The organism is Bradyrhizobium liaoningense, assembly GCF_018130785.1.
GTDB lineage: Bacteria > Pseudomonadota > Alphaproteobacteria > Rhizobiales > Xanthobacteraceae > Bradyrhizobium > Bradyrhizobium liaoningense_A.
Window position 1 is genome coordinate 38245 of sequence record NZ_JAFCJT010000015.1, and the last position, 24585, is coordinate 62829.

Below are 24585 nucleotides of genomic sequence, written 5' to 3' on the forward strand. Positions count from 1 at the left end.
GCGCGTAGCGCGAGCCCGGAATGACCGCTCGCTGCTAGCGGTAATAGCGCCAGCGCGGCGGAGGACGACGCGCGGGGCGCGACATCAGGAGCGCGAGTGCGAAACCGATGCCCCCGGCGACGAGCAGCGCGCCGAGCGGGTTGTCCTTCACCTTCTGCGAAATCGCCTGCGAGCCGTCGCGCAAGGTGTCGCCGGGATTCTGGTAAGCATCCTTGGCGTAGCCAGCCGCGGTCTCGCCGGCGTCGCGCACGGCATCCTTGGCCTGGCCGTAGAGATTCTGCACGGTGCCGGCGGCTTCGCGCGCCTTGCCCGACGCCTGTGTCTGCGCATCGCCCGCGAGATCACCGACGGCGCCTTCCGCACGTCCGGCGAATTCCTTGGCCGATCCGACAATCCGATCCTTATCCATGATGCTCCTCCTCGGGGGTCAGCCCAAGTAACCGATCAGGAGCAGCGCAGTTCCACGTCTCTACGAAAGTACGTAGCCGGACGGAGCGCAGCGAAATCCGGGAAAGGGTCGAGGAGGATGCCGCCGTCCCGGATTACGCTTCGCGCCATCCGGGCTACAGAATAAGGCCGCCGTCGACGACCAGCGTCTGGCCTATGATGTAGGACGACAGCGGCGAAGCCAGGAACAATGCTGCGCCCGCCATGTCGGCGGGCGTGCCCAGGCGCCGCAGCGGAATGCGTGACAATGCACCTTCGAGCCGCTTGGGATTGTCGGTGGTCACCTTCGTCATCTTGGTGTCGACGAGGCCGGGCGCGATACCGTTGACGCGGATGCCATCCTCGGCCCAGGCCTCGCCCAGCGTCCGCGTCAATCCGACTGCGCCGGTCTTCGAGGCGTTGTAGGCGGGATTGCCCATGGTGGAATGATAGGCCGCGGTCGAGGACACCATGATCAGCGCGCCCCTGGTATCGCGCAGCATGGAATGAAACCGCGTCGCGCAGGCCATCAGGCTCATCAGATTGACCTCGACGACCTTGCGGAAGCCGGCCATTTCGAACTCGCCGCGGCGATAGAGCACCGCGCCCTGCGCGAGCACGAGCACATCGAGACGGTCGAAGGACGGCTTGAACGCTTCCACCGCTCCGGCATTGCCGACATCGAGCTGCGCATAGGAAAGACCCGTGAGATCGGAGCCTTCCTCCGCCGAATATTCCGTTGCGTGAGCACGCGTGCCGCAAACCGCAACATGCGCGCCCTTGCTGCGAAAGGCTTGCGCGATGCCGTTGCCGATACCGCTTGAACCGCCGACCACCAGCACCTGCTTGCCTGAGAAATCGAGCTCGTTCGCCATCGCGGCCTCCCCTTTTGTCTTGCTTGTTTGACCTGTCTGCTGATCGATGCCAGCCTTGTCAATCTCATAACAAGAAACAAGACGCCGCGAGGAAACAGCATGTCCGACTTCAAGCAGCTCAGCCGGTCCGTGAAGGGCCTGACCGTTCTCGTCACGGGTGCCGCCAGCGGCATGGGCCGCGCCACCGCGCGCGTGTTCGCCACCGAGGGTGCAAGCGTCGCCGTCACCGATCATGACGAACAAGGCGCGCATGCAGTTGCCAAGGAGATCGCGGCGAGCGGCGGTTCAGCGAAGGCGTGGAAGCTCGACGTCGCCGACGGCGGCGAGATCAAGCGCGTGATTGCCGATGTCGCCACGCATTTCGGCGGGCTCGATATCGTCGTCAACAATGCCGGCATTTCCGTGCGCGTCGCGATCGACGACGAGACTTATGAAGACGCCTGGGCCAGGGGCATCGCGGTGATGCTGACGGCGCATCCACGCATCATCCGCGCCGCACTGCCGCATTTGCGCAAGTCGAAGAGCCCGCGCATCGTCAACATCGCCTCGACCGAGGCGCTCGGCGCCACCGCATTGCACAGCCCCTATTCGGCGGCGAAGGGCGGCGTGGCGAGCCTCACGCGCTCGCTCGCCGTCGAGCTCGGCCGCGAAGGCATCACCGTCAACTGCATCTGCCCGGGCCCGATCCGCACCGCAATCACCGACCGCATCTCCGAGGAGCACAAGACCATCTACGCCAAGCGCCGCACTGCACTCGGCCGTTACGGCGACCCCGAGGAGGTCGCGCATATGACGCTCAGCCTGTGCCTGCCAGCAGCCTCTTTCCTCACCGGCGCGGTGATCCCGGTCGATGGCGGTCTCATGGCCCGCAACGCGTGAGAGCCATGACGCTTAAGAGATATGCGCGCCGAGCGTTGACAACGCCTGTCGCGGGAGTAGCTTTTTCACCGGCAGAGCGGACCAACCGCTCGCGGTTCGCGGGAGAAGACGCCATGACGATCGCCATCCGGCAGCTTCAGACACATTTTGTCGGCGAGGTATCCGGCCTCGATCTGCGAAAGCCTCTCACCGAGGCCGAGGCGCGCGAGGTCGAGGCTGCCATGGACAAATATGCGGTGCTGGTCTTCCACGACCAGGACATCACCGACGAACAGCAGATGGCCTTCGCACTGAATTTCGGCCAGCGCGAGGACGCGCGCGGCGGCACCGTGACCAAGGAGAAGGACTACCGGCTCCAATCCGGACTGAACGACGTCTCCAATCTCGGCAAGGATGGCAAGCCGCTGGCGAAGGACAGCCGCGCGCATCTGTTCAATCTCGGCAACTGCCTGTGGCATTCCGACAGCTCGTTTCGCCCGATCCCCGCAAAATTCTCGCTGCTGTCGGCGCGGGTGGTGAACCCGAAGGGCGGCAACACCGAATTCGCCGACATGCGCGCGGCCTATGACGCGCTCGATGACGACACCAAGGCGGAGATCGAGGATCTCGTCTGCGAGCACTCGCTGATGTATTCGCGCGGATCGCTCGGCTTCACCGAATATACCGACGACGAAAAGCAGATGTTCAAGCCGGTGCTGCAACGCCTGGTGCGCACCCATCCGGTCCATCGCCGCAAGTCGCTGTATCTGTCATCGCATGCCGGCAAGATCGTCAGCATGAGCGTCCCCGAAGGTCGGCTGCTGCTGCGCGATCTGAACGAACACGCGACGAACGCAGAGTTCGTCTACGTCCACAAATGGAAGCTGCATGATCTCGTAATGTGGGACAACCGCCAGACCATGCACCGCGTCCGCCGCTACGACCAGTCCCAGCCCCGCGACATGCGCCGCGCGACGGTGGCGGGGACAGAGCCGACGGTGCAGCAGCAGGCGGCTGAGTAAGGCTGCCGTCGTCACCCAACGTGGTCATCGCCCGCGAAGGCGGGCGATCCAGTATTCCAGAGGCCTGTGTTGGAGGGCTCGCGCTTACTACAGCCGCCGCAGCGTACCGGATGCCCCGGTCAAGCCGGGGCATGACGGCGGAGGGTGACGCACGACGCCGAGGACGACCGTGCGCCAGCTACGCGTGTCCCGCCTCGTTGGAGAGCATGCCGGGATCGATGCCGATCTTGCGCAGAGCGCGACCGTACTTCTCGTCGACATCGTCGCCGAAGATCAAATCCGAATCCGCATCGCAATGCAGCCAGCCGTTGCTCTGGATTTCGGTCTCGAGCTGGCCCGGCGCCCAGCCGGCATAACCAAGCGCGAGGATGGCGTGCTTCGGGCCGGAGCCGTTGGCGATCGCCCGCAGGATGTCGACGGTCGCGGTGAGGCAGACGCCGTCGTCGATCCGGAGCGTCGCGTTCTCGATGTAGAAGTCGCTGGAATGCAGCACGAAGCCGCGGCCGGTATCGACCGGCCCGCCACGCAGCACCTTCATGCTTTCGGCGTTCTCCGGCAGCTTGATGTGCTCGCCCTTCTTGATGATGCCGAGCTGCTGCAAGAGCTCAGGGAAGTCGATGCTGCCGGCCGGCTGGTTGACGATGATGCCCATCGCCCCCTCGGCCGAATGGGCGCAGAGATAGATCACCGAGCGCTCGAAGCGCTCATCGCCCATCACGGGCATCGCGATCAGGAGCCGGCCGTCGAGATAACCGGCCGAACTGGGGAGCGCGGGGCCCGCGCTGCGGGTGCTTTCGCCCGTCCTTTTGCCTGTGGGAGCCATCGGTGAAGCACTCCGGTTTCAATTCCTATCCTGATGTCGGGCCGCGCCGGTGTCAAATCAAGGCTTGCCCGGACTCGATTCAAGTGCATCCATCACAAGCAATTCAATGGTTTGCCCCGGGGGGACCCTGTAAAGACGTGCCATGCTGACAAGAGTTCCCATGCGTGCGGCGATTGGCGTCGCGACAACCCTGCTTGCGTCGTCGGTGACGCTCGCAGCCCACGCCGACGACGCTTCGCCCTGGCAGCGCGACGGCCATTCCGCAGTGCGATTGCTCGCGGGATCGCGCAGCGGCGCCGTCCTGCTCGGCGGTATCGCCTTCCAGCTCCAGCAGGGATGGAAGACCTACTGGCGCATCCCCGGCGATTCCGGCGTTCCGCCGCGGTTCGACTTCTCGAAATCGGACAATGTCGAAGCGGTGACGGTGATGTGGCCGGCGCCACTGAAATTCGATGACGGCGCGGGCGGGCATTCGATCGGCTATCACGGCCAGATCGTGCTGCCCCTGCGCATCGTGGCCAAGGCGCCCGACAAGCCGGTGACGCTGCGCGCCGAGATCAACTACGCGGTGTGCGAGAAGCTCTGCATTCCTGTCGAGGCCAATGTCGAGCTCGGCTTCAACAACGTCGCCTCGACCGAGGACGCCAACCTGCGTGCCGCGCTCGACACCGTGCCGAAGCCTGCCACGATCGGAGATCCCAATCCGCTGACCATCCGCGACGTCAAACGCGACGGACCCAAGAATGTGTTGGTCGACGTGGTCGTGCCTGACAGCCGCGACGTCAATCTATACGTGGAAGGGCCGACGCCCGATTGGGCGTTGCCGATTCCGGCACCGGTCGAGCGCAGCCCGCCCGGCGTGAGGCGATTTTCCTTCGAGCTCGATGGACTGCCGCCGGGCGCCAAGCCCGACGGAGCGGCGCTGAAGTTCACGCTCGTCGCGCCCGAGAAATCGTACGAGTTCAATACCAATTTGGAGTGAGCCGGAGCCGTCGTCTCGGCGAAGGCCTGGATAACGGCGAGCGAGTTGCTCTGCAGGCGCGCCACACTCAGCTGCCGTCCCGGACAAGCGAAGCGCAGATCCGGGACCCATGACCACGGGGAGTGGTTTGGCGAAGGCTCGTGGTACCCGTTTGCTTCACAACTTCTCCCTGGGGTTATGGTCCCCGCGCCTCGTGCGCAATTGCGCACCAGGCGGGGACGATAGCGGAGATTGAGGCGGCAGCGTACCCACCCAACCGAATCTTAACGAATGGTTGCTAATTCCCGAGGCTACCGCATCAAGCCTGCCGCAGCATGCGGGACGCCCCGGGGACTCTTCGAATTGGCCGTGATGGACGCAGAACCCGCAACGACCGGACCTGCCGGCCTCATCGCGCGGCTGCGCGCCAAATTGACGGGCGGGTCGAACGAAGCGTCGCTGACGCGACGGTTGGCCGGCACCATCTTCATCATCCGGGTGATCAGCGCAGGTCTCGCCTATTTCTCGCAAGCCCTGCTCGCGCGCTGGATGGGGACGTCCGACTACGGCATTTACGTCTACGTCTGGACCTGGGTGCTGCTGCTCGGCAGCATGATGGATTTCGGCATCTCGGCCTCCGCGCAAAAGATCATTCCGGAGTACCGCACCAGCGGCGAGCACGCGCTGCTGCGCGGCTTTCTCGCCGGCAGCCGCTGGCTGACCTTTGCCGCGTCCACGCTGGTGTCGCTGGGGCTCGCCGGTATCGTCAAGCTGCTCTCGCCCTGGATCGACCCGGCCGAGGTGCTGCCGCTCTATATCGGCTGCATGACGCTGCCCGCCTTCGTCGTCGCCAACACCCAGGACGGCATCGCACGCTCGCACGACTGGATGCAGCTCGGCCTGATGCCGCAATTCATCATCCGCCAGGCGCTGATCATCGGCATCACGGCCTCCGCCTTCCTGCTCGGCTATCATATCGGCGCGGTCGCCGCGATGGTCGCGAGCGCAGGCGCGGTGTGGATCGCGATGACCGGGCAGATGGTGGTGCTGAACCGCAAGCTCGCCGATCACATGGAGCAAGGCCCCAAGGCCTACGACATCAGCGGCTGGCTCGCCGTGTCGCTGCCGATCCTGCTGGTCGAGAGCTTTTACCTGCTGCTGTCCTACACCGACGTGCTGGTGCTTCAGCAGTTCCGTCCATCGGACGAGGTCGGTGTCTATTTCGCGGTGGTGAAGACGCTCGCCCTGGTCTCGTTCATCCACTACGCGATGTCGGCGACGACGGCGCACCGCTTCGCCGAATACAACGCGCTCGGCGACAAGGCGCGTCTGTCGGCCTATGTCGCGCACGCCATCAACTGGACGTTCTGGCCGTCGCTGGCAGCGACCATCGTGCTGCTTGCGCTCGGCAAGCCGCTGCTCTGGCTGTTCGGCCCGCAATTCACGGTCGGCTACGACATCATGTTCGTCGCCGCGATCGGCCTCGTGGTGCGCGCCGCGATCGGACCGGTCGAGCGCCTGCTCAACATGCTCGGCCAGCAGAAGATCTGCGCCCTGGCCTACGCGCTGGCCTTCGTGATGAACCTCGTGCTCTGCATCGCGCTGGTACCACGCTTCGGCGGCCACGGCGCCGCGGCCGCGACCTCGATCTCGCTGACATTCGAGACGGTGCTGCTGTTCTGGATCGTGCGCCAGCGGCTCGGCCTGCACGTGCTGGCGTTCGGCAAATAGGCGCTGCCACCCGGGTCGGCCGGCCCGGAGAATGGCTATTTCGCGCCTTGCGGGGCGGCGACTGAAACCCCCTCCCTGCTCGCCGTCCGTAGCAAGATTTTTCTTATTCAGCCCAAGCGGTTGCGCTTCAGGGAAATTTTATTCTACGTCATATTGCTCAACCGACGAGATAAACCTAAGATTCCCCAGACATGATTGATCCGCTCTATGTCGCCTCCGGATTTGGCGTCGGCCTGCTTGTCGGGATGACCGGCGTGGGTGGCGGCTCGCTGATGACGCCGCTGCTGATCCTGCTGTTCGGCGTCCACCCCTCCACCGCCGTCGGCACCGACCTGCTCTATGCCGCCGCCACCAAGACCGGCGGCAGCGTGGTGCACGGCTGGTCGCGGAGCGTGCACTGGCCAGCGGTGCTGCGGCTCGCCTGCGGCAGCATTCCGGCGAGCGCGCTGACGCTGCTCGTGCTGTGGAAGCTCGACCTCAAAAGCGATTCCGAGCGCAGCCTGGTCAATCTGGTGCTGTGCTTTGCACTGCTGCTGACCGCGACCTCGCTGATCTTCCGCAAGGCCATCATGGAGCGCTATCGGAGGCACCTCGAGCAGGTCAATGCGCGCACCACCGCGATCGCGACCGTGGTCACCGGCATCGTGCTCGGCGTGCTGGTGTCGATTTCATCCGTCGGTGCCGGCGCGGTCGGCGTCACCGTGCTGCTGCTGCTCTATCCGCGCCTGCCGATGGCGACCATCGTCGGCTCGGACATCGCGCATGCGGTGCCGCTGACGCTGGTTGCCGGAATTGGACACTGGGCGCTTGGCGATGTGGATTGGGCCCTGATGGGCGTGCTGCTGCTGGGCTCGCTGCCCGGCATCATCGTCGGCAGCTACAGTGCGACGCGCGTGCCGGAGACGGTGCTGCGGCTTACGCTCGCCTGCGTGCTGTTCGTGGTGGCCGGCAAGATCATGTTCGCGGAGCTGCACCTCTCCTCGGCGTTCATGACGGCTCTGGCGTGGAGCCATTGAACGGGGAGCGCCGGCCTCGTTCTCGCTCTCGTAGGGTGGGCAAAGCGCAAGCGTGCCCACCGCTACCCTCAATCACCGAAGGATGGTGGGCACGGCGCTTTGCCCACCCTACGGCATCGAGTGCTTATTCCGCGGTCCAGCCGCCATCGATCGACAGGTTCGTACCCGTGATCTGCGCCGCGTCATCGCCGCACAGGAACAGCGCAAGCGCTGCGACCTGCTCGGAGGTGACGAACTCCTTGGTCGGCTGCGCGTCGAGCAGCACGTCGTTGATGACCTGCTCGCGCGTCAGGCTGCGCGCCTTCATCGTATCCGGGATCTGCTTCTCGACCAGCGGCGTCCAGACATAGCCGGGGCTGATGCAGTTGCAGGTGATCTTGTGGGTCGCGACCTCGAGCGCCACGGTCTTGGTCAGACCGGCGATGCCGTGCTTGGCCGACACATAGGCGGACTTGAAGGGCGAGGCGACCAGCGAATGCGCCGACGCCGTGTTGATGATACGGCCCCAGCCCTTCTTCTTCATGCCGGGCACGGCGGCGCGGATGGCATGGAAGGCCGAGGACAGGTTGATCGCAATGATCTGGTCCCACTTCTCGACCGGGAATTCCTCGATCGGCGACACGAACTGGATGCCGGCATTGTTGACGAGGATGTCGACCGAGCCGAACGACTTCTCGCCGAGCGCGATCATCCCGGCGATCTCGGCGGGCTTGGTCATGTCGGCCGGCGAATACACCGCCTTCACGCCGAAATCGGTTTCGATCTTGGCGCGCTCCTTCTCGATGTCTTCCGGCGAGCCGAAGCCGTTGATGACGACATTGGCGCCGGCGGCGGCGAAGGCCCGCGCATAGGCGAGCCCGATGCCGCTGGTCGAACCGGTCACGACGGCGTTCTTGCCTGACAGACTACCCATGTTATTCGCTCCTTTTTGGCGGGGGCGCGGTGACGTCCCCCGTGAGATCGTAGGTCACCATGGTCTCGCCGGACTGCGGCCGCTCGAGCCAGTCCTTGTGGCGCATCGACAGATGCACGTCGCGCACGCCGGCTTCCCAATGCTCGACCATGGCGACATGCGAGAAGTCGTAATCCTTCGACGAGGATTCGTAGTTCTTGCTGCGATAGATCAGATGCACCACGGTGACGGTGCTTTCGCGCGACACCTTCGCGAGGAATTCGACGGACGGGTCGTTCTTCAGATAGTCCGGCAATTTGCCGATCAGGTCGCGCACGGCCCGGCGCGCATTATGAATCTGCTTGTTCTTGTCGGTGTTCATCCGCGTGCGGCTGGAAAAGCGGATGTCCTTCTCGCGCTCGGTCGCCTCGAGCAGCGAATTCGGCAGATCGCCGCGGGCGCTGAACAGATCGACCTGGAAGATCAGCATGTCGCGAGCGAGCTCGGCATCGAGCACGTAGTCGAGCGGCGTGTTGGAGGCGATGCCGCCGTCCCAGTAGTGCTCGCCGTCGATCACGACGGACGGAAAGCCCGGCGGCAGCGCGCCGGAGGCCATGATGTGCTCGGGGCCGATGGTCTTGCCGAGCTTCTTGAACTCGTAATTGTCGAAATATTTGAAGTTGCCCGAAGTGACGCCGACGGCGCCGACCGACAGGCGCGTCTTCAGATCGTTGATGCGGTCGAAATCGACCAGGCGCTCCAGCGTCTTCTTCAGCGGCGCGGTGTCGTAATAGCTCTCGGCCTGCGAGCTGCCGGGCGGCCAGAGCGGCGCGGGCGGAATGCGCGGCGTGAAGAATCCGGGCACGCCGAAGGTCGCGATCAATGCGGCACTGGTCGAATTGAACAGCTCGCGGCTGTGATCGCTCTTGCCGATCGGCTTCCAGGGCACCGGCGCCGACACCATCTCCCAGAATTCCTTGAGCCGCGTGATGCGGGTGTGTCCCTCATTGCCGGCGATGATGGCGGCGTTGACCGCGCCGATCGAGATACCGGCGACCCATTCCGGCTCGAAGTCGAAATGGCACAGCGCCTGATAGGCGCCGGCCTGATAGGAGCCGAGCGCGCCGCCGCCCTGGAGGACCAGGACGCGCTGCGCCTTCGCGGGAACTGTTGCGACTTCCGGGCTATGATCGGTCATGCGGGAACAATAGCAAAAGGCAAGCCACCGTGGCGACAGTCCGCCGCGGCGTCAATGCATCCCGGGATCAAGTCTGGCTTATCGGGGGTCAGTCGAGGCCAGGATCATGGTCCAGAACACCTTGTATTTGGTGCCGGGAGCATAGCCCGCCGCGATGCCCAGTTTTGTGACACCGCTCTTGAGCATGTTGGCGCGGTGCGGAGGCGAGTCGCGCCAGCCGGAAAACGCTTCCGCCAGCGTATGATAGCCCGCCGAGACGTTCTCGACCGCCACCGTCGCCGGATAGCCGCCCGCGCTGAGGCGCTTGGCCAGCGGGGCGCGGACGTCATGGTCCATCTTGTTGGCCGCCGCCATGGCCTGGGACTGGGATTCGGCGAGCCGCATCAGATCGGGGTCGATCACGACGGTGCCGAGGGCGTTGTTCTGGCGGTATTGCGAGATCATGATCGCTGCCGCCTGCGCATCGAGCTTGGTGCCGGGGACCGACATGTCGGCATACATCGACGGCTGCTGGACCGGTGCTTCGTTGCCGGCGCAGCCGGCGAGAAGCAAAGTGATTGATATCGCGGCCGCAGCGCGCATGTTCAGGGGCCCCCAAATGAAGGGCCGTTGTTGCATACCAACCGTGGCTGAAAGGTGAATATTGAGGAAAATTCGAGCTTTTGGCCGAGGTACTTAGCCCGCAAATATCCGGTAACGGCGCGGTTCGAGGCCGATCGTGTCGCCGGCGCGCAGTTCCCTGTCGCGGGGCGCGTCGATCTCGATGGTCTCGCCGCCGGATAGCGCCACCTCGGCCCGCTGCACCGGGCCGAAATTCCGGACGTGCTGCACGGCGCCCTCGAAGGCACCGCTTCCGGGCGGGCCGACCAGCATGTCATGTCGCCGCACGAACAGTTTTGACGCGCCAGGCGCCAGCCCGTCCGCTGCAAGATTGAGCGGACGGTCGCCGAGCCGGATGACGTCGCCTTCGACCTGGACCGGCAGCTCGATGGATTCGCCGATGAAGCCGTGGACGAAGGCGGTCGCCGGGCTTTCATAGACGTCATCGGGCGAGCCGATCTGCTCGATCCTGCCCTTGTCCATCACCACGACGCGGTTGGCGACTTCGAGCGCCTCCTCCTGGTCGTGGGTGACGAAGATCGAGGTGACGTTGATCTCGTGGTGCAGCGAGCGCAGCCATCGGCGCAGCTCCTTGCGCACCTTGGCATCGAGTGCGCCGAAGGGCTCGTCGAGCAGGAGGATGCGCGGCTCGATCGCGAGCGCACGGGCGAGTGCGATGCGCTGGCGCTGACCGCCGGAGAGCTGGCTCGGATAGCGGTCGGCGAGCCAGTCGAGCTGCACGAGATCGAGCAGCTCCTTGACCCGCGCACGAATGGTAGCCTCATCCTTACGGCTGGCGCGCGGCTGCACGCGCAGGCCGAAGGCGACGTTCTCGAACACCGTCATGTGGCGGAACAGTGCGTAATGCTGGAACACGAAGCCGACGTTCCGCTCGCGCGCGCCCTGTGCCAGCGCATCCTCGCCATTGAAGAAGACCTCGCCGGAATCGGGCCAGTCGAGGCCGGCGATGATGCGCAGCAGCGTGGTCTTGCCGGAGCCGGACGGCCCGAGCAGCGCCAGCAACTCGCCATTGTCGACCTTGAGATCGACGCCGTCGAGGGCTTTGAAGCTGCCGAACTGCTTGACGAGATTCCTGACTTCAATGGTCACTTGCGTCGTGTCCTTCGTCGAGGTGGCGTTCGAGAACGGTCTTGGCGATCAGCGTGATGAGGGCCAGCATCGCCAGCAGCGAGGCGATCGCAAACGCAGCGACGAACTGGTACTCGTTGTAGAGAATCTCGACCAGCAGCGGCATGGTGTTGGTCTCGCCGCGGATGTGACCGGAAACCACCGACACGGCGCCGAATTCGCCCATCGCGCGCGCATTGCAGAGCAGGACGCCGTAGAGCACGCCCCATTTGATGTTGGGCAGGGTGACGCGGAAGAAGGTTTGCAGGCCCGAGGCGCCGAGCGAGATCGCGGCCTCCTCCTCCTGCGTGCCCTGCTCCTGCATCAGGGGGATCAGCGCGCGCGCCACGAACGGAAAGGTCACGAAGGTGGTGGCGAGCGCGATGCCGGGCACCGCGAACAGGATCTGGATGTCGTGGTCCCTGAGCCAGCTGCCAAAATAGCCCTGGGCGCCGAACAGCAGCACGAAGACGAGGCCCGAGATCACCGGGCTCACCGAGAACGGCAGGTCGATCAGCGTGATCAGGAAGGTCTTGCCACTGAATTCGAACTTGGCGATGGCCCATGCCGCGACGAGGCCGAATACGAGATTGAGGCCGACCGAGATCGCCGCGACCAGCAGTGTCAGCCTGATCGCAGCCAGCGCCTCCGGATCGGCGAGCGCGGAAAGATAGGCGAGGATTCCCTTCGAGAAGGCCTGCGCGAACACGACGACCAGCGGCAGCACGACGAAGACGGAGAGAAAGACGATCGCCAGCGCGATGATGGTCATGCGGACCGCCCTCGGTTCGGTCCGGAGGCTGTCGCGTGCCGCAGCGGCGTGCGCACGTGCGCGTGCATCGGGCGAAGGCAGCGAGACGGAATCTGCGATCTGCATCGTCATGATCTGGCCTCAGCGCGCCGGGATCCGGCTCTGCGCCCAGCGCTGGAGCCGGTTGACGGCGAAGATGGTCACGAAGGAGACGACGAGCATGACCACTGCGATGGCGGTCGCGTCGGCATAGCGGAATTCGGACAGCCGGATCACGATCAGCAGCGGGGCGATCTCGGAGACATTAGGCAGATTGCCGGCGATGAAGATCACCGATCCGTATTCGCCGACCGCGCGGGCGAAGGCGAGCGCGAGGCCGGTGAGCAGCGCCGGTCCGAGCGAGGGCAGGATCACGCGGATGATGGTCTGCCAGCGACTGGCGCCGAGGCTGCCCGCGGCCTCCTCGATCTCGGGGTCGAGGTCCTGGAGCACCGGCTGCACGGTGCGAACCACGAAGGGGATACCGATGAAGATCATGGCGACGAAGATGCCGACCGGCGTGAACGCCACCTTGATACCGAGCGCGGCAAGCGGCGCGCCGAGCCAGCCCTTCTCCGCAAACAGCGCAGTCAGCGCGACGCCGGCCACCGCCGTCGGCAGCGCAAAGGGCACGTCGACGATGGCGTCGAACAGCCGACGTCCGGGGAAGCGGTAACGCACCAGCGCCCAGACGATGATGCTGCCCATCACGAGATTGACGCAGGCCGCCGCAAAGGCGAGACCGAAGGAGACGCGCAAGGCGTTGAGGGTGCGGCGGCTGGAAAGGATGGCCCAGAACTGCTCAGGGCTCAGCTCCAGCGATTTCAGGAACAGCCCGGCCAGTGGAATCAGGATGATGACGGAGAGCCAGGAAAGCGTCAGTCCCATCGTGAGACCGAAGCCCGGCAATGTCCGGCGTCGTGCTGCGATTGCGCTCACCAGGCCCCCTGTTAAAGCCCCTTCGACAGCGCCCGATCAGTTCTTGTAGATCTGATCAAAGACGCCGCCGTCGGCAAAATGTTCCTTCTGCGCCTTGGTCCAGCCGCCGAACACGTCGTCGATCGTGAACAGCTCGACCTTTGCGAACGAGTTTTCGTACTTTTTAGCGATCTCGGCGTCGCGCGGCCGATAGAAGTTCCGCGCGGCGATCTCCTGCCCCTCCTTGGTGTACCAGTACTGGAGGTAGGCATCGGCCGCGTTGCGCGTGCCCTTTTTGTCGGCAACCTTGTCGACGATCGCGACCGGCGGCTCGGCGAGGATCGATTGCGGCGGTGCCACGATCTCGAACTTCTGCGGACCGAATTCCTTCAGTGCGAGGTAGGCCTCGTTCTCCCAGGCCAGCAGCACGTCGCCGACGCCGCGCTCGACGAAGGTCACGGTGGCGCCGCGCGCACCGGTGTCGAGCACCGGTACCTGCTGGTAGAGCTTTCCGATGAAGTCCTTGGCCTTGTCGGCCGAGCCGTATTTCTTTTGGGCAAAGCCCCAGGCAGCGAGATAATTCCAGCGCGCCCCGCCAGAGGTCTTCGGGTTCGGCGTGATCACCGCAACCCCGGTCTTGAGCAGATCGTCCCAGTCCTTGATGCCCTTCGGATTGCCCTTGCGCACCAGGAACACGATGGTCGAGGTATAGGGCGATGAATTCTGTGGCAGACGCTTCTGCCAGTCGGTCGCGGTGAGGCCCTTGTTCGCGACAGCGTCGATGTCATAGGCGAGCGCAAGCGTCACCACATCGGCCTGCAATCCGTCGATCACGGCACGCGCCTGCGAGCCGCTGCCGCCATGCGACTGCTTGATCTCGACGCTCTTGCCGGTTTCCTTCTGATAGGCATTCGCGAACGCCTTGTTGAACTCGACATAGAGCTCGCGCGTCGGATCGTACGATACGTTCAGCAGATTGATGTCAGCGGCAAGAGCCGAGCTTGCCGAGAAACTTGCCAAGAAACCCGTCGCGAGAAGTCCTGCAGCGAGCGGAACGATACGGCGCATCATGTCCATCTCCATTCACTTCGACGACGTCAATGTCAGCGAAGGCATGCAGGCGAAACTCGTGGCGAAACGCTCTCAAGTCAACGGAACCGGATTTTCTTGTTCGCAGCGTGGCAGCGCGACTGTGCTACGAAGTCTTCATCGTGTGGATGCCGCATTCTGTCTTGGCCCGGCCGCGCCAGCGACCCGCGCGCGCATCCTCACCTTCGGCCGTTCTGCTCGTGCAAGGCATACACCCAACCGACAGGAAACCGGACTCCACCAGTGGATGACGCGGCAATTTGGCGCGGACGAAAATCGCCTCCAGTTCCTCACGCGAGACATTGGCGAAGGGATTGAACTTCAACCGCACGCCATCGTCCTCGACTACCGGAATGTCGGTGCGCGCATTGCCCTGGAAACGCTTGCGCCCGTTGAGCCAGGCCAAGAAAGGCTTCAGCGCACGCGCCAACGGCTCGACCTTGCGGATACGGCAGCAGGCGTCGGGATCGGAAAACCAGAGGTCGCGGTCGGGATCTTGGCGCGACAGCGTCTCCTCGGCAGGCTTGATCGAGCGGACGTCCTTCAAGCCGAGTTCCGCGATCAGCGTGTCGCGATAGGCCAGCGTCTCCTCGAACAGCCAGCCCGTGTCGAGGAAGATCACGGGGATCGCCGGATCGACGTCGGCCATGACCTTCAGCAGCGTCGCCGATTCCGTGCCGAAGGACGACACCAGCGCAAGCTTCTCGCGCCCGACCGCCTTCAACGCCGCGGCGATGACTTCCGCAGGCGAAGCATCGCGCAGCGCGCGATCGAGCTCCTCCGCCGAAAGCAGCGCGGTATCGGACACCGAAGAGACCTGGGGCGCGATTGCGTTCACGTGCCGACACCTTCGGAGTGACGCAGCTGCATCCGCCGGTGCAGCGCGGTGATGCGGCCGTCGCCGGTCGGCTGATAGAACACCGAATAGCGCTTCGCGGTCTGCATGAAAGCTTCCGCGTCGGCCTGCTTCTTGACCTCGAAGGAATCGAAGCCGGCGCGCAGCATGAACACGAACTGGTCGCGCAGGATCTGACCCGTCGCACGCAATTCACCGCGGTAGTTGTATCGCTCGCGCAGCAGCCGCGCTTGGCTGTAGGCACGCCCGTCGCGGAAGGTCGGGAACACCAGTGCCACCACTGCGATCCTGCCGAGATGGGGCACCAGCTCGGCGATGTCACGGTTGTTCGGCCAGATCACCCCGACCTTGCCGGCGCGCGCGAGCAGCACGTCCGCATCGCTCAGGAATCGCTCGGCCGGCACCAGGATGTCGCCGCCCTCGGGCAGCGGCGTGTCGACGGCGAGCTTGACGAAGCTGTCGTCGGCGATTTTTCCGCCGTTAACGAGTGGCATAGACGCGCTCCTTGAAGGGTTCGACGCCGAGGCGCTTCACCGTGTCGATGAACAGCTCTTCCGGCCGCTCGCGCAGCGCAAGATAAGCTTCCACGACGTCCTCGATGACATCGGCGACTTCGTCGAACTTGACGCCGGGTCCGATCAGATTGCCGAGTGCGGCGCCCTCGTCGGCGCGGCCGCCGATGGTGATCTGGTAGACCTCCTCGCCGTTCTTCTCGACGCCGAGGATGCCGATATGGCCGACATGGTGATGGCCGCAGGCATTGATGCAGCCGGAGATGTTGATGTGCAGACGGCCGATCAGGTTGGCGAGCTCGTGATTGGCGAAGCGCCGCGTCAGCTCCTGCGCGATCGGGATCGAGCGCGCATTCGCCAGCGAGCAATAGTCGAGGCCGGGGCAGGCGATGATGTCGGTGATCAGATTGACGTTCGGCGTCGCCAGCCCGAGCTTGTCGAGCGCCTTCCACAAGGCCGGCAGGTCGCGCTTGGCGACGTGAGGCAGCGCGAGGTTCTGCTCATGGCCGACGCGGATCTCGCCGAAGGAATATTTGTCGGCGAGGTCGGCGAGCGCGTCCATCTGCTCGGCGGTGGCATCGCCCGGAGGCGCGCCGATCGGCTTCAGCGAGATCGTGACGATGGAATAGCCCTGCACCTTGTGCGGGGCGACCGAGTTCTTGCGCCACGCCTCGAAATCAGGATCGGCCGCGGCCTGGCGCAGCTCGTCCGGATTGTGCGGCAGCTTCTCGTAGGATGGATAAGTGAAGCGCGAGCGGATGTCCTCGATCACCTCGTCGTCGATCTGGAGCGAGGAGTTGCGGATGTGCTGCCACTCCTCCTCGACCTCGCGCGAGAATTTTTCGATGCCGAGCTCGTGCACCAGGATCTTGATGCGCGCCTTGTAGATGTTGTCGCGGCGGCCATACTGATTGTAGACGCGAAGGATCGCCTCGATATAGCTGAGGATGTCGCGGCCGTGGACGAAGTGCTTGATGGTCTTGCCGATGAACGGCGTGCGGCCGAGACCGCCGCCGACCAGCACCTCGAAGCCGGTCTCGCCCTTCTCGTTCTTGATCAGCTTCAGTCCGATATCGTGAATCTTGATCGCGGCGCGATCGTGGTCCGACGCGGTGATCGCGATCTTGAACTTGCGCGGCAGGAACGAGAATTCCGGATGCAGCGTGGTGTGCTGGCGGATCAGCTCCGACCAGATGCGCGGATCCTCGATCTCACCGGGCGCGACGCCGGCCCACTGGTCCGAGGTGACGTTGCGCATGTTGTTGCCGGAGGTCTGCATCGCATGGATGCCGACTTCGGCGAGATCGGCGAGTGCATCCGGCAATTCGGCGAGCTTGATCCAGTTGAACTGGATGTTCTGCCGCGTGGTGAAGTGACCGTAGCCGCGATCGTATTTGCGCGCGACATGGGCGAGCGCCCGCAACTGGTTCGTCGCCAGCGTCCCGTAGGGAATCGCGACGCGGAACATGTAGGCGTGCAGTTGCAGGTAGACACCGTTCTGAAGCCGCAGGATCTTGAACTCGTCCTCGGTGAGCTCGCCGGAGAGGCGGCGCTTCACCTGGTCGCGGAACTCCGAGACGCGCTCGTTGACGAGCGTGCGATCGATTTCGTCGTAAGCATACATGGGAAAGCGCCTTAAACCTGGGCCGGCTGTCCGATGGTGACACCGGTTCGGCGGATCTGTTCGCGCAGATTGCCGGGTTCGATCCTGCCGTCGGCGCCGACCTGCACCGGTGCGATATAGGGACCGATTGCGCCGACGTCATCGGCAACGGACTCCGCAAGCAACGCTTTGGCCTCGTCCGAGTTGCGCACGATCGCGGCTTCCGACAGGTCCGCGGACCAGCTCTTGGCGGCGGTGCGGTAAACCACGATGCCATCCCAGGTGCGGTTGGCAGTCACGACCGAGGGGCCGGCGATTTTGATCTTCTTCTGTTCAAGCGGGGAGGTCATTCGGCTGCATCCAATAGGTCAGAGATGATGTGTTGAGGAGTCTGGCGGCGAAGCGAGCCGGCATGCCGGACCACGTCGCCGATGATGAGGATGGCGGGACCGCCATGGGTCCGCCGCACGAGCTCGGGCAGGTCGCGCAGCGTACCGATCGCGCCTTGCGCATCCGGGCGCGTGACGCGGGCGAACACGCCGACCGGCGTCTCCGGCGAGCGGCCGGCTGCGAACAGGCCGGCGCGGATCGCGGGCGCAGCGGTCATGCCCATATAGACCACGACGGTCATTTTGGTGTCGGTCAGCGTCGACCAATCCACCGTCTCCGCATCGCGCGCCTTGTGCGCGGTGAGGAAAGTGATGCGGGTCGCTTCATGACGATAGGTGAGCGGCACCTCGAAATCGGCGGCGCCGCCGAGCCCGGCAGTGATGCCGGGGATGATCGAATAGGCGATTCCGGCCGCGCGCAACGCTTCGACCTCTTCGCCGCCGCGGCCGAACACGAAGGGGTCGCCGCCCTTCAACCGCACCACGCGCTGGCCGGATTGCGCGGCTTCGATCATGCGCTTGTTGATGGCATCCTGGCCGATACCGGGCTTGCCGACGCGGCGGCCGACGGCGACACGCGTGGTGTCGCGGCGGATGCGATCGAGAATTTCGCCCGAGACCAGTTCGTCATGGAAGACGATATCGGCATCCTGGAGCGCACGCAGCGCCTTGATGGTGAGAAGGTCGGGATCGCCGGGCCCGGCGCCGACCAGCATGACGGAGCCTTCCGGCTTGTCGGCACGCGCGAATGCGGACGGATCGGAAATCGCCTTGATCGCGGCGTCGGCCTCGCCCTTGCGGCCCGCGAGCACGGATGCGCCGATCGGACCGTCGATGACGCGCTCCCAGAAGCGGCGACGCAGCGGAAACTCGGCGATGCGCTCGTTGATGGACTTGCGGAAGCCGCCGATGAACTCGGCGAGTTCGCCGATGCGCGCCGGCAGCAGCGCCTCGATCTTCTCGCGCACGCGCCGCGCCACCACCGGCGAGGTGCCGCCGGTGCCGACGGCGACCACGACATCGCCGCGATCGACGATCGCCGGGAAGATGAAGCTGGAATGTTCGAGATCGTCCATGACGTTGACGGGCAGGCCCAGCGCCTTGGCGCGGACCGACATCGCCACGCCGACATCGCCCGCGCCCGCGCAAACGATGGCAATGACGCCCGAGAGATCGGCGGTGAGCGGATCACCAGTCACGATGTCAATACGCGCAGCGTCGTCGGAGCTGAGACCCAGATCCTGATTGCCGTCGATCGCATACACGCGGATGCGCGCACCGGCTGCAGCGAGCACGCGCAGCTTGGCGCGCAAAAGCTCGCCCGCGCCGATGAGGACCACCGGACCGGCCTTGAGATCGAGGAACACCGGCAAGAACCGCATACGATACTCGCTTCCCCCACATCCGGGGTTGACTGGAATTATTTTCTATATATGTGTCGTTTCGAGCGCGCAAAGAGAAAATTTTTTCTTCTCTTCTGCACCGCAACTATAGAAAATTCGCCTCCAAACGCAAAGTGGCAGAGATGCATCTTCTCAGGACCGATTCCGGTGCAGATGGGCGGGACTCCCGGACTCCCGTTTCCGAGCAAATTCCCGTCGGGCTGACTGCCCCCAGCATGGATCATCTCGACCAGCTCGAGGCGCAGAGCATCTACATTTTCCGCGAGGCCTTCGGCCGCCTGAAGAAGATCGCCCTGCTGTGGTCGCTCGGCAAGGACTCCAACGTCATGATCTGGCTGGCGCGCAAGGCGTTCTTCGGCCGGCTGCCGTTCCCCGCCCTCCACGTCGACACCGGCAAGAAGTTTCCGGAGATGTACCGCTTCCGCGACCACTACGGAAAAGAGTGGGATCTCGATTTGCGCGTCGAGCCCTGCCCGCCCATCGATGCCGTCGACCCAACGCTGCCGCCGGCCGCCCGTTCCGCCGCACGCAAGACCGAGGGCCTCAAGATGGCACTCGGCAAGTACGGTTTTGACGGCCTGATCGCCGGCATCCGCCGCGACGAGGAAGCAACCCGTGCCAAGGAGCGCGTATTCTCGCCGCGCGGTCTCGAAGGCAATTGGGACGTCCGCGACCAGCCGCCGGAGTTCTGGGATCATTTCAATGCGTCGCCGCCGCAAGGCGCGCATTTGCGCATCCATCCGATCCTGCATTGGACCGAGGCCGACATCTGGGCCTACACCAAGCGCGAGAACATCCCGATCATCCCGCTCTATCTATCGCAGAACGGCAAGCGATACCGCTCGCTGGGCGATCAGGACATCACCAACCCGGTGAATTCGACCGCGTCGAACATCGACGAGATCCTGGCCGAGCTCGAGCAGACCAAGGTGCCGGAACGTGCCGGCCGTGCGCTCGACCACGAGACCGAGGACGCCTTCGAGCGCCTGCGCGTCGCCGGCTATCTCTGATCAAGGACGCGAGCGCCGCATGAACATGATCGTCACCCCCGCTTCGCCTGCCACTCCGAACGGCACCACGCGTCCGCAAGTGCGCATCGTCATCGTCGGCCATGTCGACCACGGCAAGTCGACCCTGGTCGGCCGCCTGCTGCATGAGACCGGCAGCCTGCCCGACGGCAAGCTTGAAATGCTCAAGGCCGTCAGCGCGCGGCGCGGCATGCCGTTCGAATGGTCGTTCCTGCTCGATGCGCTCCAGACCGAGCGCGACCAGGGCATCACCATCGACACCACGCAGATCCGCTTCCGCACCAACTCACGCGACATCGTGCTGATCGACGCGCCCGGCCACGCCGAATTCCTGCGCAACATGATCACCGGCGCCTCACAGGCGGACGGGGCAGTGCTGATCATCGACGCGCTCGAAGGCGTGCGCGACCAGACCAGGCGGCACGGCTATCTTCTGCACCTGCTCGGCGTGAAGCAGGTCGCGGTCGTCGTCAACAAGATGGACCGCGTCGACTTCTCCGCCGACCGCTTCAAGGAAATCAGCGACGAGATCTCCGCGCATCTCAACGGCCTCGGCGTGACGCCGACGGCGGTGATCCCGATCTCGGCCCGCGACGGCGACGGCGTCGCGGAGCGCACCGACCGCATCGGCTGGTACAAGGGCCCGACCGTGGTCGAGGCGCTGGACCAGCTCGAGCCGGCGCGTCCGCTGGAAGCGCTGGCGCTGCGGCTTCCGGTGCAGGCCATCTACAAGTTCGACGACCGCCGCATCGTGGCGGGCCGTATCGAATCCGGCAGCCTGATTGCCGGCGACGAGATCGTGATCATGCCGGCCGGCAAGATCACCAAGATCAAGACGGTCGAGAGCTGGCCGGTGACGCCGGTCGCGGGACGTCAGGGCGCGGGCCGCTCGGTCGGCATCACGCTCGACCGCGAATTGTTCATCGAGCGTGGCGACATCGTCGCGCATGCCGGCTCCGCGCCGCGCGAAACGCGCCGTCTGCGCGCGCGCATCTTCTGGCTGCACGACAAGCCGCTCGCCAAGGGCGACCAGCTCCTGGTCCGCTGCGGCCCGAAGGAAAGCCGTGCCACCGTCGTCGCCATCGAGAAGGCGGTCGATCCCGGCGAGCTGTCGAGCACCGAGAACAAGGCGATCGGCCGCAACCATGTCGGCGAGATCGACATCTCCCTTTCGAGCCCGATTGCTGCCGATCCCTACACCGAGAACCCGCGCACCGGCCGTCTCGTGATCGAAGTCTCCGGGCGCATCGCCGGCGGCGGTCTCGTGCTGTCGGTCGATGCCGGCCAGCGCGCGGTGCCTGTCGATATCGTGCCGGTGGAATCGGCGCTGCGTCCCGACGAGCGCTCCGCGCGCTACCAGCACAACGGCGCGGTGGTCTGGCTGACGGGTCTGCCGGCCTCCGGCAAGTCGACGCTGGCCAAGGCGCTGGAGCGGCGGCTGTTCACCAATGGCGGCTCGCCGATCCTGCTCGACGGCGACACGCTGCGCGCCGGGCTCAACAACGATCTCGGCTTCTCCGCCGCCGACCGCAGCGAGAACATCCGCCGCCTCGCCGAGGTCGCCACGCATCTCGCCCGCAACGGCCACATCGCGATCGTCGCCGCCGTCTCGCCCGCGCGCGAGGACCGCGCCGCGGCGCGCCGCATCGCGGACACCGCGTTCCGCGAGATCCATGTCGCGACACCGGCAGAGGTCTGCGAGGATCGTGATCCCAAGGGTCATTACAAGAAAGCCCGTGCCGGCGCGCTCGCGTCGTTCACCGGCATCGGCAACGACTACGAAGCGCCGCAGGCCGCCGAGCTCGTGATCGACACGTCGACGCGGACGGTCGCCGAGGCGGCAGACGAGATCGAACAGATGCTGAAGACCACCGGCGTGCTGTTCGACGAGATGGTGGATCTCGCCGCGAATATTTGATTGAGCCCGCCTAATCCCCGCTGTCGTCGCCCGGCTTGACCGGGCGACCCAGTATTCCAGAGACAGCGTTAGGATACGGAGAAGCCGCGGCGTACTGGATTCCCCGCTTTCGCGGGGAATGACACTGGTGCGTGGGGCCTCCCACACCTCTTCTTGACATTTTGACAGACCTTTAGGGGTCTTCTCACCGCCCCGATTTTGGGGCTAATAGGCCCTGAAAGCCGCCCCCAGTGGGCGCATTTTGCTGCTGTCGGGTCAAAAGCAGCCAAAAAACAGTCATTTCCAACAAGAAAGCCCATCATGAAACGCGTCGACGCCCACGGATTGAAGATCGCTCCCGTCCTGTTTGACTTCATCGCCAAGGAAGCGGCCCCGAAGACGGGGATCGCGCCGGATGCGTTCTGGGCCGGGGCCGCCGCCATCATCAAGGATCTGGGGCCGAAAAACCGCGCGCTGCTCGCCGTACGCGACACGCTGCAGGCCAAGATCGACGACTGGCACCGTGCCAACAAGGGCAAGGCGTTCGACCTCGATGCCTACACCGCGTTCCTGAAGGAGATCGGCTATCTCGTCCCCGAGCCGGCGACGCAGAAGGTCGAGACCGCCAATGTGGACGAAGAGATCGGCAAGATCTGCGGCCCGCAGCTCGTCGTGCCGCTGACCAATGCACGCTATGCGCTGAACGCGGCGAACGCGCGCTGGGGCTCGCTCTATGACGCCTTCTACGGCACCGACGCGATTCCGCACGATCCTTCCGAGAGCGGCAAGGGTTACAACAAGGCGCGCGGCGACAAGGTTATCGCCAAGGCAAAAGCCTTCCTCGATGCCGCCGCGCCGCTGGCGACCGGCAGCCACACCGACGTCACCGCCTATAGCGTCGTCGCGGGCCAGCTCGCGGTGAAGCTGAAGAGCGGCAATGCCACGGCGCTGAAGAACGCGGCGCAGTTCGCCGGCTTCCAGGGCGATGCGGCAGCGCCGTCCGCCGTGCTCCTCACCAACAACGGCCTGCACGTCGAGGTCAAGATCGACCGCAGCAGCACGATCGGCAAGGACGATCCGGCCGGCGTCGCCGACATGATCATGGAATCCGCCGTGTCGACCATCCTCGACATGGAGGACTCGGTCGCCGCGGTCGACGCCGAGGACAAGGTGCTGGTCTATCGCAACACGCTCGGCCTGATGAACGGCACGCTGTCGGCCGATTTCGAGAAGGGCGGCAAGACGCTGACGCGCTCGCTCAATTCCGACCGCAGCTACAAGACGCCTGATGGCAAGGGCGAGGTCAAGCTGCACGGCCGCAGCTTGCTGCTGATGCGCAATTGCGGTCACCACATGTTCACCGACGCGGTGCTCGACGAGGCGGGCGAGGAGATTCCGGAAGGCCTGCTCGATGCCGCGATCTCGGGGCTTCTTGCCATTCATGACTTGAAGGGCAACTCGAAGACCAAGAACAGCCGCACCGGATCTGCCTACATCGTCAAGCCGAAGATGCACGGCCCGGACGAGGTGTCGCTGACCTGCGAGATCTTCGACCGCGTCGAGAAGATGCTGTCACTGCCCGAGAACACGCTCAAGGTCGGCATCATGGACGAGGAGCGGCGCACCACCGTCAACCTCAAGGCCTGCATCCAGCGTGCCTCGAAGCGCATCATGTTCATCAACACCGGCTTCCTCGACCGCACCGGCGACGAGATCCACACCTCGATGGAAGCGGGTCCGATGATCCGCAAGAACGAGATGAAGGCGCAGGCCTGGATCAAGGCGTATGAGGACTGGAACGTCGACATGGGCCTGATCGACGGCCTGCCCGGCCACGCCCAGATCGGCAAGGGCATGTGGGCCGCGCCCGACAAGATGGCGGACATGCTGGCGCAGAAGCTCGCGCATCCGCAGGCCGGCGCCACCACCGCCTGGGTGCCCTCGCCGACGGCGGCGACGCTGCATGCCCTGCACTACCATCAGGTCAACGTGACCGCGCGCCAGCAGGAGCTGACCAAGGGCGGCCCGCGCGCAAAGCTCTCGGACATCCTCACCATTCCGGTGTCGAAGTCGAACTGGGCCCCCGACGACGTCAAGCAGGAGATCGACAACAACTGCCAGGGCATTCTGGGTTATGTCGTGCGCTGGATCGACCAGGGCGTCGGCTGCTCCAAGGTGCCTGACATCCACGATGTCGGGCTGATGGAAGACCGCGCCACCTTGCGTATCTCCAGCCAGCATCTCGCCAACTGGCTGCACCAGGGCGTCATCACCGAGGCGCAGGTGATGGAATCGCTCAAGCGCATGGCCGTCGTCGTCGACAAGCAGAACGCGGGCGATGCCATCTACAAGCCGATGGCGCCCGCCTTCGACGGCGTGGCCTTCAAGGCCGCCTGCGATCTCATCTTCAAGGGCCGCGCACAGCCGAACGGCTACACCGAGTACATCCTCACCGCCCGCCGGCGCGAAGCCAAGGCGGCTGGCTGACAAGGCGCTTGGATAACAAGGTCGGCTGTGTTCAGTCATCGGAATGTCAAAAGCCCCGGCGCTGGCCGGGGCTTTTTTGCTGG

23 protein-coding genes are annotated in these 24585 nt (G+C 64.7%); 8 read left to right on the forward strand and 15 right to left on the reverse strand.

What is annotated here, in order from left to right:
• Positions 1–34: 34 nt before the first annotated feature.
• Both JQ627_RS25620 and JQ627_RS25625 read right to left on the reverse strand, forming a co-directional pair.
• Entirely contained in the window at positions 35–409 is a 375-nt protein-coding gene (locus tag JQ627_RS25620) for a CsbD family protein (RefSeq protein ID WP_212486872.1), read from the reverse strand.
• A gap of 154 nt (positions 410–563) precedes the next feature.
• Positions 564–1301 (reverse strand): SDR family NAD(P)-dependent oxidoreductase, encoded by a 738-nt coding sequence (locus JQ627_RS25625; protein WP_212486873.1) that lies wholly within the window; start codon positions 1299–1301, stop codon positions 564–566.
• 99 nt (positions 1302–1400) lie between these two features.
• Between JQ627_RS25625 and JQ627_RS25630 the strand changes: the two genes are divergently transcribed.
• Together JQ627_RS25630 and JQ627_RS25635 are read left to right on the forward strand one after the other, a co-directional pair.
• A complete protein-coding gene (locus JQ627_RS25630) occupies positions 1401–2180 on the forward strand; it encodes an SDR family NAD(P)-dependent oxidoreductase (protein ID WP_212486874.1) in 780 nt (259 codons plus the stop codon).
• A 113-nt stretch (positions 2181–2293) separates the two neighbouring features.
• A complete protein-coding gene (locus tag JQ627_RS25635; protein WP_212486875.1) occupies positions 2294–3181 on the forward strand; it encodes a TauD/TfdA family dioxygenase in 888 nt (295 codons plus the stop codon).
• A 178-nt stretch (positions 3182–3359) separates the two neighbouring features.
• On the opposite strand, the gene JQ627_RS25640 is transcribed toward JQ627_RS25635, so the two are convergent.
• Entirely contained in the window at positions 3360–4004 is a 645-nt protein-coding gene (locus JQ627_RS25640; RefSeq protein ID WP_212486876.1) for a YqgE/AlgH family protein, read from the reverse strand.
• Between the two features lie 142 nt (positions 4005–4146).
• Between JQ627_RS25640 and JQ627_RS25645 the strand changes: the two genes are divergently transcribed.
• From JQ627_RS25645 to JQ627_RS25655, 3 genes are all read left to right on the forward strand, one after another.
• Positions 4147–4986, forward strand: coding sequence for a protein-disulfide reductase DsbD domain-containing protein (locus JQ627_RS25645; RefSeq protein WP_212486877.1), 840 nt, complete (start codon positions 4147–4149; stop codon positions 4984–4986).
• Between the two features lie 342 nt (positions 4987–5328).
• Positions 5329–6696, forward strand: coding sequence for an oligosaccharide flippase family protein (locus tag JQ627_RS25650; protein WP_212486878.1), 1368 nt, complete (start codon positions 5329–5331; stop codon positions 6694–6696).
• Between the two features lie 191 nt (positions 6697–6887).
• The gene (locus JQ627_RS25655; protein WP_212486879.1) at positions 6888–7712 is read left to right on the forward strand and encodes a sulfite exporter TauE/SafE family protein; all 825 of its coding nucleotides are present in this window, start codon (positions 6888–6890) and stop codon (positions 7710–7712) included.
• Positions 7713–7836: 124 nt separating this feature from the next.
• Here the strand turns inward: JQ627_RS25655 and JQ627_RS25660 are convergent, their stop codons facing one another.
• The 12 genes from JQ627_RS25660 to cysG all read right to left on the reverse strand — a co-directional run bounded on the left by JQ627_RS25660 (position 7837) and on the right by cysG (position 19069).
• A complete protein-coding gene (locus tag JQ627_RS25660; protein ID WP_212486880.1) occupies positions 7837–8625 on the reverse strand; it encodes a 3-hydroxybutyrate dehydrogenase in 789 nt (262 codons plus the stop codon).
• 1 nt (position 8626) lies between these two features.
• Positions 8627–9802, reverse strand: a complete 1176-nt coding sequence (locus tag JQ627_RS25665; protein ID WP_212486881.1) for a patatin-like phospholipase family protein — start codon at positions 9800–9802, stop codon at positions 8627–8629.
• A gap of 78 nt (positions 9803–9880) precedes the next feature.
• Entirely contained in the window at positions 9881–10384 is a 504-nt protein-coding gene (locus JQ627_RS25670; RefSeq protein ID WP_212486882.1) for a CAP domain-containing protein, read from the reverse strand.
• A 93-nt stretch (positions 10385–10477) separates the two neighbouring features.
• On the reverse strand, positions 10478–11512 hold the full coding sequence (locus JQ627_RS25675; RefSeq protein WP_212486883.1) for a sulfate/molybdate ABC transporter ATP-binding protein: 1035 nt from the start codon (positions 11510–11512) through the stop codon (positions 10478–10480).
• Entirely contained in the window at positions 11502–12413 is a 912-nt protein-coding gene (gene cysW / locus JQ627_RS25680) for a sulfate ABC transporter permease subunit CysW (protein ID WP_212486884.1), read from the reverse strand. Before cysW ends, JQ627_RS25675 begins: the two co-directional genes overlap by 11 nt.
• Positions 12414–12422: 9 nt before the next feature.
• Positions 12423–13259 (reverse strand): sulfate ABC transporter permease subunit CysT, encoded by an 837-nt coding sequence (gene cysT, locus JQ627_RS25685; RefSeq protein ID WP_212486885.1) that lies wholly within the window; start codon positions 13257–13259, stop codon positions 12423–12425.
• Between the two features lie 36 nt (positions 13260–13295).
• Entirely contained in the window at positions 13296–14321 is a 1026-nt protein-coding gene (locus tag JQ627_RS25690; protein WP_409363818.1) for a sulfate ABC transporter substrate-binding protein, read from the reverse strand.
• 112 nt (positions 14322–14433) lie between these two features.
• On the reverse strand, positions 14434–15165 hold the full coding sequence (locus tag JQ627_RS25695; RefSeq protein ID WP_212486886.1) for a phosphoadenylyl-sulfate reductase: 732 nt from the start codon (positions 15163–15165) through the stop codon (positions 14434–14436).
• Positions 15162–15677, reverse strand: coding sequence for a DUF934 domain-containing protein (locus JQ627_RS25700; RefSeq protein WP_212486887.1), 516 nt, complete (start codon positions 15675–15677; stop codon positions 15162–15164). Before JQ627_RS25700 ends, JQ627_RS25695 begins: the two co-directional genes overlap by 4 nt.
• The gene (locus JQ627_RS25705) at positions 15664–17319 is read right to left on the reverse strand and encodes a nitrite/sulfite reductase (protein ID WP_212486888.1); all 1656 of its coding nucleotides are present in this window, start codon (positions 17317–17319) and stop codon (positions 15664–15666) included. The genes JQ627_RS25700 and JQ627_RS25705 overlap by 14 nt, the downstream gene beginning before the upstream one ends.
• A gap of 11 nt (positions 17320–17330) precedes the next feature.
• Positions 17331–17648 carry a DUF2849 domain-containing protein gene (locus tag JQ627_RS25710; RefSeq protein ID WP_212486889.1) on the reverse strand — a complete coding sequence of 106 codons (318 nt, stop codon included), beginning with the start codon at positions 17646–17648 and terminating at the stop codon, positions 17331–17333.
• Positions 17645–19069 carry a siroheme synthase CysG gene (gene cysG, locus JQ627_RS25715; protein WP_212486890.1) on the reverse strand — a complete coding sequence of 475 codons (1425 nt, stop codon included), beginning with the start codon at positions 19067–19069 and terminating at the stop codon, positions 17645–17647. Before cysG ends, JQ627_RS25710 begins: the two co-directional genes overlap by 4 nt.
• Positions 19070–19305: 236 nt before the next feature.
• Here cysG and cysD point away from each other — a divergent pair, with 236 nt between their 5' ends.
• From cysD to JQ627_RS25730, 3 genes are all read left to right on the forward strand, one after another.
• Complete coding sequence (cysD, locus tag JQ627_RS25720; protein ID WP_035966115.1) at positions 19306–20100, forward strand: sulfate adenylyltransferase subunit CysD; 795 nt, start codon at positions 19306–19308, stop codon at positions 20098–20100.
• A gap of 19 nt (positions 20101–20119) precedes the next feature.
• Positions 20120–22036 (forward strand): adenylyl-sulfate kinase, encoded by a 1917-nt coding sequence (gene cysC / locus JQ627_RS25725; protein ID WP_212486891.1) that lies wholly within the window; start codon positions 20120–20122, stop codon positions 22034–22036.
• A gap of 300 nt (positions 22037–22336) precedes the next feature.
• Entirely contained in the window at positions 22337–24502 is a 2166-nt protein-coding gene (locus JQ627_RS25730) for a malate synthase G (protein ID WP_212486892.1), read from the forward strand.
• The last annotated feature ends 83 nt before the right edge of the window (positions 24503–24585 follow it).